The following is a 13,627-nucleotide window of genomic DNA, read 5'->3' as shown; positions in this document are numbered from 1 at the left end:
GCGAGTGGAATTACCGCCCCAGACCAACGACGGCAGCTATCAGATCAGGTCAAGCGCCCACGGCCATGCGGGTTTCACCCATGTTGTTGGCTTGTGGATCCCGCAGGACATATCCACGGCCCCAGACCGTCTCGATATAATTCTCACCGCCGGTCGCATTGCTGAGTTTCTTGCGTAACTTGCAGATGAAGACGTCGATAATCTTGAGCTCGGGCTCATCCATGCCGCCGTAGAGATGGTTCAGGAACATTTCTTTGGTCAGTGTTGTTCCTTTCCGCAGGCTCAGAAGTTCCAGCATCTGATATTCCTTGCCTGTCAGGTGTACGGTTTTTCCGTTCACCTCTACGGTTTTGGCATCCAGATTTACGGCGACCTGCCCGGTGTGAATCACGGATTGAGAATGCCCCTTAGAGCGGCGGATAATCGCATGAATGCGCGCCACCAGCTCTTCGCGATGGAAAGGTTTGGTCAGATAATCGTCTGCTCCAAATCCGAAGCCCTTGATCTTGCTTTCGGTGTCATCAGCGCCCGACAGAATCAGGATCGGTGTCTCTACCCGTGCTATGCGCAGTTGGCGCAACACTTCATGGCCGTTCATATCCGGCAGATTCAAGTCCAACAGGATGAGGTCGTAATCATATAGCTTGGCCAGATCGATGCCTTCTTCGCCAAGGTCCGTCGCATACACGTTGAGATTGGCGTGTGTCAGCATCAGTTCGATGCTTTTGGACGTGGTTGGATCATCCTCGACAAGAAGTATGCGCATGTTCACTGCTCCAATTTAGGTCAAATTCTTCAACTGATTTGAGCCTGAATAAAAATGGTTAATCTGACGTTACCGTTGAATCATTTATTCACTTTCACCTTTAAGTTGTCGATATTTTTTTAAGGCCGTCACCTTCAATGCATCGATCCCATGCTCAGCAACTGCTGAGACCCACGAGTTGAACTCTTCATCGCTGATGCCATAGCGCTTTTTGGCTTCGGACAACGAAATCAACCCATAAAGTACACCACGCACAACGATCACCTTGCGCGACGCCACCCAGCGCCGCGTATCCGCAGGAGGCAAATCGGCGCGTGTCAGCACGCTCCCGTCAGGCAGGGTGACCGACCTTGGACCTTCCACTTTGTGCAAATACATCTCTCATACCTTCTGCTGCTGCGACAAAGCTGCACCCAGCCTACTTAAAAGGGCGTGAAACCGCCCCTTGAGAGTGTCTAGAATTTTCTTATATTCTGCCGGTCTTTCTTAACCCGGACAGGAACCGCCTATGGCCCTCGATACCGAGACCCCGCTGAACTCGCTTGGCTTTGCCAAACCACCCTCGGAAACGCGGGTTGTCGTGGCCATGTCCGGCGGTGTGGACAGCTCTGTTGTGGCGGCCCATCTCGCTGATCAAGGCTATGATGTCGTAGGTGTTACTTTGCAGCTTTACGATCACGGTGCGGCGTTGGCCAAGAAAGGCGCGTGCTGTGCGGGGATCGACATCCACGATGCGCGTCGCGTGGCGGAAGAACGCGGGTTCCCTCACTACGTCTTGGACTATGAAAATATCTTCAAGGACGCCGTAATCGACGAATTCGCCGACAGCTATCTTGCCGGCGCGACTCCGGTGCCCTGCATCCGTTGCAATGAACGGGTGAAGTTCAAGGACTTGCTTGAGACCGCCAAGGACCTTGAGGCCGACTGCATGGCCACGGGCCACTATATTCAGCGCAAGATGGGCCCCAATGGCGCCGAGCTTCATAGCGCTGAGGATGCAAATCGCGATCAGTCCTATTTCCTATTTTCGACCACACCGGAACAGTTGGATTTCCTGCGTTTCCCGCTTGGCCACCTGCCCTCCAAAGACGCCACGCGCGAGATGGCGGCACAATATGGGCTGGCCGTTGCGGACAAGCCGGATAGTCAGGACATCTGTTTTGTGCCCAACGGAAACTATGCCAGCGTGATCGAAAAACTGCGCCCCGGAGCCGCAGAACCCGGTGAGATCGTACACGCCGATGGCCGCGTTCTGGCGCAGCATAACGGGGTGATTCACTATACGATCGGTCAGCGTCGTGGGCTCGGTATCGGTGGTCTCAGCGAACCTTTGTATGTGGTCAAGCTGGATGTGGACAAGAAACAGGTTGTTGTCGGCCCCAAAGAGATGTTGGCCACAAGAACCGTTCCCGTGCGCGAGATCAATTGGCTGGGTGACGAACCGTTCACGTCAAAGAACGAATGGCATGTTTCGGTCAAAGTCCGCTCGACCCGCCCCCCGCGTGAGGCGATTATTCGACCCCTTTCGGACACAACAGCCGAGGTTGAATTGCTGACGCCCGAGGAAGGTATCTCTCCGGGTCAGGCTTGTGTGTTCTACGAAACCGATAGCAGCCGTATCTTTGGCGGCGGCTGGATCTGGCGCGGTTACTAAATCGCGTCAGTCCACGAGTTGCTGAGGATATAGATCCCGGCACAAATCATCACGTAAGGCACCAGTTTCTCAAGCCGACGTGCGAAACCGCCGGTCATGATCGGGGATTGTGCACCCCAAAGCCCCAGCATGGTCAGCGTCAGCGCTGCTGCCGCCGCGCCGGTGACACCCGCAATCCGATAGCTGGGGGCTGAGTCGGCCAATAGCGGCGCAAGCACAGCGAACGTGTCCATCGACAGGCTTATGAACAGCAGCATGGTGACGAATGTCGAAGCACCCGTGGATATTTGAGGGGCCTCCTCGGTCTCCGATCCCCGGAACTGGCGGATAACTCCGATCAGCCCGAGGCCAAGTGGTATCACGCCCAGATATCCAGCCCAATGTGGCACCACATCATCGACACCCAAGGCCAACAATAAGGCGGCCGCGATGATTAACATCTGCGCCAGCAGGAACCCCGCAACGGTCCGGCGCGGACCAGACACCATCATCAACGCTACAAGAGCTGCAAGGTTGTCGAGATTGGTCAAAACCTGCGCCATGAAGGCAGAAGCAGCAAAGATCACATGATCCAGCATCACGATTTCATTCTGTCCAAAACGGACCTTGCCGCACGCAAACCCGGTGCTTCGCCACCGCGACCAAGACGCTCCATCGTCGTCGCCATGGCTTGATGTTGGGCGTTGGGGGTGGCGGCCACCTGTTCCAACGCCGCAGCGATCTTATCCGGTTGGCATTCATCCAGCAGACATTCGGGTACTGCGCGTGTCTCCGAGACCAGATTGACCAGTGTGACGGTGTCCAGCTTAACCATTCGTTTTGCGATCAGCGTGGTCAGCCAGTTGAGGTTATAGGCGATCACCATCGGTGTTGCCTGCGCGGCCAGTTCCAATGAGACCGTGCCGGATGCAGCCAATGCAAGATCAGCTGCGGCAAACGCTGCCCGTTTCTGCGCTTGCGCGTCGTCCGAGGGCAATTCCCGCGGATCGACAACTATCGGATTCCCCGGCCAGTTCCGAACCTGTTCGGCGACCGCATCAACCATATGTGCAACTGCGGGCACGACCACGCGCATATCGGAACGGTCTTTCAGAAATTCCTGCAAAGCAGCGCCAAAGATCGGAGCCAGCCGTTCGACCTCACCCCGCCGAGAGCCGGGCAAAGCCAGCACGATCGGCGCGTCGCCCAGATCGTGAGCCGCACGGAATCGCTGGATATTCTGATCGGACGCAATGGGTTCGTTCACAACCGGATGGCCGACAAAGTCACACTCCATCCCTGCCCGCTCCATATAAGGCGGTTCAAAGGGTAACAGCGCAAGGACGTGATCGATTACTTTCGCCATCTTGTCTGCGCGCCCCGGCCTCCAGGCCCAGACGCTGGGGGCAACGTAGTGGACAGTGCGAATCTCGCTGGAGGCCTTTACCAGCTTAGCCACACGCAACGAGAAATCCGGGCTGTCGATAGTGATCAGTACATCAGGCTTCGTATCTAGAACTGCCTGAGCAGTCTCAGCGATACGGCGTTTTAGGTGAAAGAACTTGGGCAGAACCTCGACCAACCCCATAATGCTGAGTTCGGACATGGGAAATCGGCTGGTCAGTCCCTGCGCCTGCATCAGCGGCCCGCCAATCCCATCAAACTGCACCTCTGGCACAAGGGTCCGCAGACCTTCCATCAACGCGGCCCCTAATCGGTCGCCCGAAGGTTCACCGGCGACCAGAAAGACGCGCATCAGACCGTGCGCTCGCGGACATAAAGAAACAGACCAAGGCGATTGCATTCTTCAATCACGCGATCGCGTTGCAAAACGATGACGCCGCCCTTTTCAATGACAATGCCAGACAAGCCCGCAGCGACGGCTCCTGACACGGTGTCGGGTCCGATGGCAGGCATATCTGAGCGGCGATCCTGATCTGGTTTTGGACCCTTGTACAGAATGCCACCGCCCGCGTCAGGGCGCTGAGTCAAGGATTGCAGCATCCATGCGGTGCCATAGATGCCCTCGATCGCCAACGCTTGAGATTTCAGTACTACGCAAGCCTGACCGATATCCGCCGCCCCCATGTTGCGCAGGATTCCTGCCGCTCGATCTGCGTCGGCGTGATCCGCTTCAGAAGGCTGGGCTTCGGTCAATGAGCCAAGCGACGGCAGCAAATCCGGCGCGATCTCATGCGCCGCACGGACCGTCAAACCGGCATCCTCAAATATACCAATGACCGCGCGCAATGCGCCGTCGTCACCGGCCATGATGGCCTTTTGCAGGATCGGCACCAGCGGCATCGTTGCCGCATCAATGCGAGCTGGATTGACAGTCGGACGACGAACTGCCCCTGCCATGCAAATCTCGGTCACGCCGCGGGCTTTGAGATCGGCGATGAAGCTACCCAGTTGCTCCAATGGAAAAACCAAGTCGGTGGTCAGTGTATCGGGCTCAAACCCTTCCAGAGCGCAGATTAGCGGGCGGTTTGGCAGACAAGTGACCACCTCGTCTGGTAAAGCGCCAGTTCCTGCGATCAATGCCAGCATTGGCCTACTTCCTCGGGGTCAGGAACGAACGGTCTGTTTGCCCCGTCACAAATTCGACGATCTGGCGCACATATTCGTTGTCAGCATCCTCACCCAGCCGGGTGGCGCGATCCATGAAGGTGCCGTCTCCTTCTGACAGTTCCTTGAAGGCCGCGCGCAATGCCGAGATATCCTCACGCGTTACACCACGCCGTTTCAAACCGACCAGATTCAAGCCATCCAGCTCGCCCCGAGGCGCCTGAACAAGCCCATATGGGATCACATCATTCGGGACCATCGTAAGCGCGCCAATGATGGCACCGCGACCTACGCGCACGAACTGATGTAAGCCCGAAATTCCGCCAACGATGACGTCATCCTCGATAATACAGTGACCAGCCGCACCAGCGTGATTCACCAGAATGACCCGGTTGCCGATTTGTACATCATGCGCCACGTGGACACCGGCCATCAGTAAGCAGTCATCGCCAATCCGGGTGATACCACCGCCGCCATCCGTGCCGGTGTTGATAGTGACGTGTTCGCGGATACGGTTGCGCTCACCGATTTCAAGGCGCGTGTTCTCACCACCGAATTTCTTGTCTTGCGGAATTTCCCCGACAACAGCAAAGCTGAAAATCACTGTGTCATCACCAATTGACGTATCGCCGGTGACCACGACATGGGATTTCAATTCGACCCGATCGCCCAGACGGACCTGCGGACCGATATGGCAGAATGGACCAATCGTACAACCCTGCCCGATCTGCGCACCGTCTTCGATAATGGCGCTGGGATGAATACCGCTCATGTTGTTTTTTCCATGTCCCAGTCGACATAGGCCGAAAATTCAGCTTCGGCAGCAACCTCGCCCTCGACTGTCGCGCGGCCGCTGAACTTGAAGATCTTGCCACCTTTCTTACCGCGTACAGTTTCGACATGCATTTCGAGAACATCGCCAGGTACGACTTTGCGGCGGAATTTGCATTTGTCGATATTCATGAAATAGATCAGCAATTCGCTGTCGATTACATCCATGCCGACACCCAGCATAACCCCTGCAGTCTGCGCCATCGCCTCGACAATGGTCACGCCAGGCATGATCGGAGTTCCGGGGAAATGGCCCTGAAAGTGCGGCTCGTTCATGGTGACATTCTTGATGCCCACCGCTGATTGATAGCCATCGATATCCACAACCTTGTCGACCAGCAAAAACGGATAGCGATGCGGCAATATACGCTGAATCAGCTGAATGTCGGCGCTCTTGGTTTCCGTGGTCATGGTGCGGATGTCCTGTTCTGGATGTCTCTTTTAAGCGTGGTTAGCAATACCCGTACCCAAGGGCAAGCCAGCCTATTCGTTGTTATTGTTTTCAAGTGTAGCGCCGTCGCCGATTGCGGCATCGATCCTGGCGATCGCAGCGTTGGTAATATCTGAGGCGTCCGTGCTTAGAACCACATTGGACCGCTCGATCACAATCGAGGCGCCAAATTCGCGCAGCAGTTCGATCAGCACCGGTTGCGCCATTTCAAAAAACTGACCGCGCGCCTCTTCGCCGCGCCGCGCTAATGCGTCCAGTTTGGCGCGCTGGCCGTCACGGTGTGATTGAACTTTCTCGTCAAAAGCTTCGGCAAGCGGGCGAAACTCGTCCGCCGAAAGATCTGACCTCTTTTCGGTCAGATCTTTTTCTTCCTTGCTCAACTGCGCCACAATCCTTTCGTTTTCTTCGGCCAAAAGGGTGCTTTCGGCTTCAATCTCGCGAAAGACCCGCTGCCCAAAGGCGGAATCTGCAAACAAACGCTCACTGGAGATTGTCAGAACGTCTGTTTGCGGCACGCCCAATTGCTGCGCACCCAGCGGCATTGCTACAGCTACAAGTACCAAAACGCACAGGGCCCTTAGCGGGCCCTGCAGGATGTTCTTAACTTCGGTGATCATTCGCGATCAGAACCTGGCTTGAACGGTCAGGTCAAAGCTTTGCTCTTTATCGAAGTCCTCTTTCTTGAGGGCCTGCGAGAAGTTGAAGCGAAGCGGACCAAACGGTGTTTCCCACAGCACGGATACCCCTACAACATGCCGGATCGAACCGCTTTCACCAACAATATCAGCGCCAGCGGTGTTGACGTTGTTGAGATTGTAGAGGTTGCCAACATCATAGAAGACGCCGCCACGCAGCCCCAGTTCTTCGGGCAGCCCCAGCGGGAAGTCCGATTCGAAACGAGCAACCCAGTAGTAGTTGCCGCCGATGGCATCGTCCTGCCCGTTCGAAAGGTCACGCGGCCCGATACCAGCAGGCTCAAACCCGCGGAATGTGCTAGGACCTAGAACAAACCGGTCGAGCGTGCGGCTGAAATCGTCCCCGGTCCAGTTCAGTGCACCCAATTCAAGCGTCGCGCGCAATACGACTTCTTCGTTGAGGACGCGTTTCTGCGCGATCGCCCGCGCCGTGGTTTTGAAGAATTCATTGTCCCCGCCAAGACCAGCAGCATCCACGCCGACTTCGAACAGGACGCCCGCTGTGGGGTTCAGGCCACCAATACGGCTATCGTATACGTAGGACACACCCAGAGAACTGCTGGTTCGTTTCCCCTGATCGATCTCTGATGAGATGACAGCGCCGTTCCGCTCATTGCTCTGCTGGGTCATTTCGCTGCGATCCCAACCATAGCGAAGACGCAACGCCGACAATTCACCGATCGCGTAGCTCAGCTGTGGGCGGAAGAACACTGTTTTTGTGTCGTAGCTGGCAAAGCTCGAATTGGTGCTGGCCAGGCCAAGCCCAAGATCAAAGCGTAGCTTACGGCCCAGCAGATAAGGCTCGGTAAAGTTGATAACGTACTGTTCAGAATCCTGAGCTGTCGACAACGTGATACCCAGGTTTTGCCCGCGGCCGAGGAAGTTCGATTCATTCAATCCGATTGCGATCCCGAAACCGTCCGAGACCGAGTAGCTACCACCCAGGCTCAACGAACCGGTTGGTTGTTCTTCGACATCCACGTCCACGATAACCTGGCTTGGCGACGATCCCTCGCGGGTTTCCACATCAGCGACCGAGAAGAAACCCAAGGCGCGAATACGTTCGGCGCTCTGGCGGATTTCGCGGGGATTGAAGGGGTCGCCTTCAACGGTATCGAATTGACGGCGGATCACACGGTCTAGCGTGGTTGTGTTCCCCTCGATATCGATGCGTTCCACAAAGATACGCGGGCCACGGGTCAGCACGAACTGGACATCCAATGTCAGATCGCGGGGATTACGCGTTACCCGGGGCTCGACCCGCAGAAAATCAACGCCGTTTTTCAGCCCCAGACGCTCCATCCGCGCGATCGAGTTCTCAAGCACCGTCGGAGAGTAAATTACACCTGGTTTGACTTTCAGAGCCGCCTGATAAGGCGCCGGGTCCACACCCGGGATCTCACTGACGGTCGTAATCTGACCGAACGAGAACCGCTGTCCTTCTGTGACGTTCATAACCAGAAAGAATGCATCCCGTTCACGGGTGAATTCGACATTGGCACTATTGACGCGAAAATCGATATAACCGCGTGACAGGTAGAAATCACGGATCACCTGTTTGTCGAATTCGATTCTGTCGGCAATGAAGGTGTCGCCGCGAAGGAAGGTCCGCAGAATGTTCGCCTGCTTTGTTTCAAGCACGCGGCGCAGGCGACGGTCCGAAAACGCGCGGTTTCCTACAAAACTGACGCGCTCGACCTCGATTGTCGTTCCTTCGGCGACTTCGAACACCAGATCGACACGGTTATCGCTGCGACGTATGATACGCGGGATAACCGTCGCGGATACGCGGCCCTGCGCCGAATATACTTCGGCAATCAGGTCAGCGTCCGCTTCGGCCTGTTGAGGCGTGAATACGCGGCGGGTTTGGGACGATATCGCTTCGAGCAGGAGATCATCTTTTACGCGGCGATTGCCCTCGATGCTGATCTGGTTGATGGTCGGGTATTCCTCGACCGCGATGACCAACGTACTGCCACGCGGTGTAAGTTCGACTGTTTCAAAAACACCACTGTCAAGCAAACGCTGGAAGGCATCATTCAATTGTCCTGCCGTAACAGTCTGCCCCGGTTCGATTCCGGTGCGGGCGATAATCGTCGAAGTCTCGATCCGTCGATTGCCCTCAACTTCGAAGCTGTTGATGGTGTAGGATTGCGCCTGCGCGGGCTGCGTCAGAACCAGTAAACCCGGTGTAGCAAAAAGGAAAAAGAACGTTAGTGCCTGCCACAAAATGTTGCTTTTCCGCCCCCGCGAGCCGCAGTATGTGCCCGTGCGCCTGCTGTCAGTCATTTTTATCACTACCCAGAATTTTCAGCCTTTAGCTGCTGAGTAGCCCGATTGTGAGGCCATGTCAAAAGACGAAAAAGCAAAAACGGCCCATAAGGCCGTTGCACGTAAGTCAGACATGTTCTGGAGAATCACAAACCGAGCAGATAACCACCAACAGCTAGAGCCAGTGCGGTCACGGCAAAGCTAAGCAGCATATCCCAGTTCAACTGGAACAGGACGCTGACACTCTGATAGGATTTTTGAAACGCCTTGGTCATTGAACTCAAGCCTACACTTAACGATGCACTCCAAAAGATAGGCTTGAATTGCGGCAATTTTGCGTCGGAACGGTGCCAAGATCGCCTTAATCAGCAGAACAGATCATTACTGACCGAGAAAAGCATCAATGACAGGATTAGCGTGACACCGACCCCCATCAGTACCCTCAGCGCTTTATCACTGGGTGGTCTGCCAGACACAGCTTCATAAGCGTAGAATAGCAAATGTCCCCCATCCAAGGCTGGGATCGGGAACAGGTTCAGCAACCCGACCGCCGTTGACAATACGGCGATGAAGAAGATGAAGTTCTGTGCCCCCTGGCTGGCCATAGCACCCGAGGTTTCGGCAATACCGATCGGCCCGGAAATGTTGCAGGTGCTGATCGCTCCGGTGATCATGTGCCACATTCCCGACAGTGAGCCTTCGATGATGCGCCCGGTTTGGACCACGCCACCTTCGATCGAATCCCAAATGCCCGCTGGAACGGTTTCGGGATCGATCATCATGCCGCCGACGATACCGATGCGCCAATGGGTGATGAAACCACCATCGGACGTCGGCTCGTCGGTGCGTCGGGGCGCAAGTGCAAATTCTAAATCCGCCCCGTCGCGCCATACATCCAGCAGCAATACGCGCCCGTTCGATCCTTCGACATGTTCTTTAAGCTGCTCGAACGCAAAGATCGGATCACCGTCTACCGCCGTGATTACGTCGCCTTGCTGCAACTGTATGTCCATCGCTGCACTGCGCGGCGTAACCTGTTGGATTAGCGGTGGAAAGAGCCAAGGTGCCACGACATCAGTGGTCTCTCCATCTCGGATAACCGTATAGTCCAGCTCTGGTTCTACAGGCAGCGAATTGATGAAATCGGACCAGTTGCTTGCGTCATCGAAATCCGGTGTTGGAATGCCTGCGATGGCGATAATCTCATCGCCCTCCTGCAGACCCTGAATTGTACCAGGCAACGGCTGCAGTGCACCAACTGTCAAAGGTTCACGGGAAACACCCTGCGACCAGAAAATCAGGCCAAACACCAATATCGACATCACGAAATTAAAGACCGGCCCTGCCGCAACAGTAGCCGCACGCGCCCAAAGCGGGGCGCCGTGCATGGTGCGGCGCAGCTCTTCCGGGCTTTGCGCGGAGATCTCACTCATCGCGTCTACGTCTTTGCCGGACGCGGCATTGGCATCCCCGAGGAATTTGACATAACCGCCAAATGGCAGCAGCGCGACCTGCCAGCGAGTGCCGCGCTTATCTATGCGGCTCCATAGAACCGGGCCGAAACCGATCGAGAACACTTCGGCATGAATGCCAGACCACCGACCAACGATGTAGTGGCCGTATTCATGCACTGCGACAATCACGGAAAGCGCAATAACAAAGGCTATTATCGTGTAGAGCAGATTGCCAAATTGCGGGATCAAAGAGAGTATATCCAAAAGTTCTATCCTGCTCGTTCCAATACGGTTTCATCGACCCACTGACGTGCGAGATGGTCCGTTTGCTGTACATTATCAAGGGTCAATGGTGCATCAATCAGGCTGTCTGAGGCCTCAAAGCGCTCCAACACGGCCGACACCGTGTCTGCCATATCCAAAAAACGTATCCGGTTTTCTATAAAGTGGTCCAATGCGCGCTCTTTGGCGGCGTTGAAGATCGCACCGGACAAGCCGCCGCGCTGCATCACTTCGCGGGCAAGACGCAAAGCCGGGTAACGCGCTTCATCCGGTGCATGAAATCGCAACTGACCCAGTTGCGCGAGATCCAGGCGCGCAACAGGTAAATCGCGCCGTTCGGGCCAATGCAGCGCGTACCCGATGGCATGGCGCATATCCGGAGCCCCCAGATGCGCCATCAAGGCGCCGTCCTGAAATCCGACCAGTGCGTGAACGATGGATTCGGGGTGCACGAGGACTTCGATATTCGATGGGTTAACGCCAAAATATTCTTTGGTTTCTATAACTTCCAATGCCTTGTTGAACATAGATGCGCTGTCGATCGTAATCCGCTGTCCCATGTTCCAGTTCGGATGACTCGATGCCTGTTCAACAGTTGCTTTGGCCAGATCGCCAAGCGGCCAATCCCGGAACGCTCCACCGCTTGCGGTGATAATGATCCGTTCGACGCTTGTCATATCCTCGCCCACAAGCGCCTGAAAAACTGCCGAATGTTCGCTATCCACGGGTAATAGCGTGGCGCCATGCGCCCGAGCCGTTTCCAGAACCAGCGGCCCGGCACAAACCAGCGTTTCCTTGTTGGCAAGCGCGAGTGTCGCCCCTTGTTTCAACGCTTCGATCCCCGGAGCCAGTCCTGCGGAACCGACAATTGCAGACATCACCCAATCCGCCGGTCGCGCCCCGGCCTCGATCAGAGCGGCCTGCCCCGCAGCCGCTCGCACTCTGCTGCCGGCCAATGCGTCACGCAGATCATCGAGTTTGTCATCAAACGCAGTCACCGCCACGTCTGCATCCAGGCGCACTGCATCGCGTGCAAGCTGCGCGACGTTGCGTCCACCGGTCAACGCGACCACGTCATAGGCATTCGGATTTCTTGCGATCAGATCAATCGTATTCTGGCCAATGGAACCAGTCGCACCAAATATGGATACCCTTCGCATCACATACCTCCAGGCGCGTAAAACAGCCCTGCGAGCAACACAAAGACTGACGCGCCCATCATCCCATCAAACCGATCCAGAAACCCGCCATGACCGGGTATAAGGTTTGAGCTGTCCTTAACGCCAAAGCCACGTTTTGTCGCGCTTTCAACAATATCACCGATCTGGCTGGCCATAGAGGCAAGAACCGAGACAACGATAAAAGCAATGCCGAAACCGGCATAGTGCGCAAAAACTGTTCCGACCAGCGCGGCGGCAACCCAGCCTCCAACCGTACCGGACCATGTCTTCTTGGGGCTAACTCTGGGCCAGAACTTAGGTCCGCCAAGCGTTTTGCCCACAAAATACCCGGCGACATCCGTGGCCACGACCACAAGGATCAGCCAAACCATCCATCCAAATCCCAGGTTTTCTCGGATCGATATGAATCCCAGCCCCGACATCGCTATCCAAAGGGCAAACAGGACGTATATCCCGCGCGCACGGTTGATCTGTCCTGCTCCTACCAATGCCGGGGCCACCAAACATGGAAGCTTGTATAGCGGTGGTAGATGATAGCTTAGGACCACGGCGAACCCGGTCAGTATCGCCAGCTGAATCGCGACACCCTGACGTTCTGGGTCGATCATCCGGATCAGTTCCCATATCATCAGACCGCAGACGGTGCCGATAAATATCTCAAACCACAGGCCGCCTAGCCAAACTTCGACTGCCGCAATAGTCACAAGAACCGAAGCCGACAAAACCCGGGCAGTCAGATCAGACCATCGGCCATCACTCATGCCGGGACCGCTCCAAACCGCCGTTCACGCGATCCATAGTTGCGGCACAGCCGTTCCAGTTCTGCAGCGGTGAAATCAGGCCACAGAGTATCGATGAATTCGTACTCGGAATAGGCAGACTGCCACAGCAGGAAATTCGAAATCCGCGCTTCACCACTGGTACGGATCACCAAATCGGGGTCAGGCAGAACGCGCGTGTCCAGATATTTGGGCAGAGTTTCCTCGTCCACGTCCTCGGGGCGCAGAATGCCATCGGCCACGTCACGTGCCAAACGTCTGGTCGCGCGCGCCACCTCGTCACGACCGCCATAGTTCAAGGCAACGGTTAGATGAACCAGGTCGTTGTTCTGTGTTTCGCGTTCAAGCGTATCCATCAGCTCGGTCAGCTTGGCATCCAGCCGAACTCTATCCCCAATGAAACGGACCCGAATGCCGTTATCTTTCAAGGTCTTGGTCTCTTTGACGATGTAACGGCGAAACAAGCTCATCAAGCCTGCAACTTCGACCTGAGTGCGTTTCCAGTTTTCAGTCGAAAACGCAAATACTGTCAGATACTTGATCCCTAAACCCGGGCAGGCCTCGACCACCTCACGGACGCGGCGCGCACCTGCATGATGACCAAACAATCGAGGCCGCCCGCGCGACTGTGCCCAGCGACCGTTGCCGTCCATGATGATAGCAACGTGGCGCGGCCCTGCAATCGGAGAGGTATCGGGATCCTTTGGCATATCCGA

15 protein-coding genes are annotated in these 13,627 nt (G+C 55.8%); 1 reads left to right on the top strand and 14 read right to left on the bottom strand.

Annotation, left to right across the window (positions count from 1 at the left end):
- Positions 1–49: 49 nt before the first annotated feature.
- Positions 50–766 carry a response regulator transcription factor CtrA gene (gene ctrA / locus ACR0AY_RS02315; RefSeq protein WP_170393124.1) on the bottom strand — a complete coding sequence of 239 codons (717 nt, stop codon included), beginning with the start codon at positions 764–766 and terminating at the stop codon, positions 50–52.
- 84 nt (positions 767–850) lie between these two features.
- Complete coding sequence (gene sciP, locus ACR0AY_RS02310; RefSeq protein WP_170393125.1) at positions 851–1,144, bottom strand: CtrA inhibitor SciP; 294 nt, start codon at positions 1,142–1,144, stop codon at positions 851–853.
- Positions 1,145–1,274: 130 nt separating this feature from the next.
- Between sciP and mnmA the strand changes: the two genes are divergently transcribed.
- On the top strand, positions 1,275–2,420 hold the full coding sequence (gene mnmA / locus ACR0AY_RS02305) for a tRNA 2-thiouridine(34) synthase MnmA (protein WP_170405650.1): 1,146 nt from the start codon (positions 1,275–1,277) through the stop codon (positions 2,418–2,420).
- On the opposite strand, the gene ACR0AY_RS02300 is transcribed toward mnmA, so the two are convergent.
- The 12 genes from ACR0AY_RS02300 to ACR0AY_RS02245 all read right to left on the bottom strand — a co-directional run bounded on the left by ACR0AY_RS02300 (position 2,417) and on the right by ACR0AY_RS02245 (position 13,621).
- The gene (locus tag ACR0AY_RS02300) at positions 2,417–2,998 is read right to left on the bottom strand and encodes a cadmium resistance transporter (RefSeq protein WP_170510015.1); all 582 of its coding nucleotides are present in this window, start codon (positions 2,996–2,998) and stop codon (positions 2,417–2,419) included. The two genes, mnmA and ACR0AY_RS02300, sit on opposite strands and share 4 nt — an antisense overlap.
- The gene (gene lpxB / locus ACR0AY_RS02295; RefSeq protein WP_170510018.1) at positions 2,998–4,155 is read right to left on the bottom strand and encodes a lipid-A-disaccharide synthase; all 1,158 of its coding nucleotides are present in this window, start codon (positions 4,153–4,155) and stop codon (positions 2,998–3,000) included. Before lpxB ends, ACR0AY_RS02300 begins: the two co-directional genes overlap by 1 nt.
- Positions 4,155–4,949, bottom strand: a complete 795-nt coding sequence (locus ACR0AY_RS02290; protein ID WP_170510021.1) for a UDP-2,3-diacylglucosamine diphosphatase LpxI domain-containing protein — start codon at positions 4,947–4,949, stop codon at positions 4,155–4,157. Before ACR0AY_RS02290 ends, lpxB begins: the two co-directional genes overlap by 1 nt.
- 4 nt (positions 4,950–4,953) lie before the next feature.
- The gene (gene lpxA, locus ACR0AY_RS02285; RefSeq protein ID WP_170405636.1) at positions 4,954–5,739 is read right to left on the bottom strand and encodes an acyl-ACP--UDP-N-acetylglucosamine O-acyltransferase; all 786 of its coding nucleotides are present in this window, start codon (positions 5,737–5,739) and stop codon (positions 4,954–4,956) included.
- A complete protein-coding gene (gene fabZ / locus ACR0AY_RS02280; RefSeq protein WP_170393131.1) occupies positions 5,736–6,209 on the bottom strand; it encodes a 3-hydroxyacyl-ACP dehydratase FabZ in 474 nt (157 codons plus the stop codon). The genes lpxA and fabZ overlap by 4 nt, the downstream gene beginning before the upstream one ends.
- Before the next feature lie 72 nt (positions 6,210–6,281).
- The gene (locus ACR0AY_RS02275; RefSeq protein ID WP_170393132.1) at positions 6,282–6,866 is read right to left on the bottom strand and encodes an OmpH family outer membrane protein; all 585 of its coding nucleotides are present in this window, start codon (positions 6,864–6,866) and stop codon (positions 6,282–6,284) included.
- Between the two features lie 6 nt (positions 6,867–6,872).
- Positions 6,873–9,233 (bottom strand): outer membrane protein assembly factor BamA, encoded by a 2,361-nt coding sequence (gene bamA / locus ACR0AY_RS02270; protein WP_170393133.1) that lies wholly within the window; start codon positions 9,231–9,233, stop codon positions 6,873–6,875.
- A gap of 128 nt (positions 9,234–9,361) precedes the next feature.
- Complete coding sequence (locus tag ACR0AY_RS02265; protein WP_255612105.1) at positions 9,362–9,490, bottom strand: hypothetical protein; 129 nt, start codon at positions 9,488–9,490, stop codon at positions 9,362–9,364.
- A 90-nt stretch (positions 9,491–9,580) separates the two neighbouring features.
- Positions 9,581–10,933 (bottom strand): RIP metalloprotease RseP, encoded by a 1,353-nt coding sequence (gene rseP, locus ACR0AY_RS02260; RefSeq protein ID WP_170510023.1) that lies wholly within the window; start codon positions 10,931–10,933, stop codon positions 9,581–9,583.
- 5 nt (positions 10,934–10,938) lie between these two features.
- Positions 10,939–12,111 carry a 1-deoxy-D-xylulose-5-phosphate reductoisomerase gene (gene dxr / locus ACR0AY_RS02255; protein ID WP_170405627.1) on the bottom strand — a complete coding sequence of 391 codons (1,173 nt, stop codon included), beginning with the start codon at positions 12,109–12,111 and terminating at the stop codon, positions 10,939–10,941.
- Positions 12,111–12,893 carry a phosphatidate cytidylyltransferase gene (locus tag ACR0AY_RS02250; protein WP_170393136.1) on the bottom strand — a complete coding sequence of 261 codons (783 nt, stop codon included), beginning with the start codon at positions 12,891–12,893 and terminating at the stop codon, positions 12,111–12,113. The genes dxr and ACR0AY_RS02250 overlap by 1 nt, the downstream gene beginning before the upstream one ends.
- On the bottom strand, positions 12,890–13,621 hold the full coding sequence (locus ACR0AY_RS02245; RefSeq protein ID WP_170421502.1) for an isoprenyl transferase: 732 nt from the start codon (positions 13,619–13,621) through the stop codon (positions 12,890–12,892). Before ACR0AY_RS02245 ends, ACR0AY_RS02250 begins: the two co-directional genes overlap by 4 nt.
- Positions 13,622–13,627: the final 6 nt, after the last annotated feature.

The organism is Ruegeria sp. A5 (assembly GCF_056543005.1).
This window is presented reverse-complemented; position numbering and strand designations above follow the sequence as displayed.

Coding starts and splice junctions, on each gene's coding strand:
- ctrA (WP_170393124.1), bottom strand. CDS start 766: ATGCGCATACTTCTTGTCGAGGATGATCCAACCACGTCCAAAAGCATC.
- sciP (WP_170393125.1), bottom strand. CDS start 1,144: ATGTATTTGCACAAAGTGGAAGGTCCAAGGTCGGTCACCCTGCCTGAC.
- mnmA (WP_170405650.1), top strand. CDS start 1,275: ATGGCCCTCGATACCGAGACCCCGCTGAACTCGCTTGGCTTTGCCAAA.
- ACR0AY_RS02300 (WP_170510015.1), bottom strand. CDS start 2,998: ATGCTGGATCATGTGATCTTTGCTGCTTCTGCCTTCATGGCGCAGGTT.
- lpxB (WP_170510018.1), bottom strand. CDS start 4,155: ATGCGCGTCTTTCTGGTCGCCGGTGAACCTTCGGGCGACCGATTAGGG.
- ACR0AY_RS02290 (WP_170510021.1), bottom strand. CDS start 4,949: ATGCTGGCATTGATCGCAGGAACTGGCGCTTTACCAGACGAGGTGGTC.
- lpxA (WP_170405636.1), bottom strand. CDS start 5,739: ATGAGCGGTATTCATCCCAGCGCCATTATCGAAGACGGTGCGCAGATC.
- fabZ (WP_170393131.1), bottom strand. CDS start 6,209: ATGACCACGGAAACCAAGAGCGCCGACATTCAGCTGATTCAGCGTATA.
- ACR0AY_RS02275 (WP_170393132.1), bottom strand. CDS start 6,866: ATGATCACCGAAGTTAAGAACATCCTGCAGGGCCCGCTAAGGGCCCTG.
- bamA (WP_170393133.1), bottom strand. CDS start 9,233: ATGACTGACAGCAGGCGCACGGGCACATACTGCGGCTCGCGGGGGCGG.
- ACR0AY_RS02265 (WP_255612105.1), bottom strand. CDS start 9,490: ATGACCAAGGCGTTTCAAAAATCCTATCAGAGTGTCAGCGTCCTGTTC.
- dxr (WP_170405627.1), bottom strand. CDS start 12,111: ATGCGAAGGGTATCCATATTTGGTGCGACTGGTTCCATTGGCCAGAAT.
- ACR0AY_RS02250 (WP_170393136.1), bottom strand. CDS start 12,893: ATGAGTGATGGCCGATGGTCTGATCTGACTGCCCGGGTTTTGTCGGCT.
- ACR0AY_RS02245 (WP_170421502.1), bottom strand. CDS start 13,621: ATGCCAAAGGATCCCGATACCTCTCCGATTGCAGGGCCGCGCCACGTT.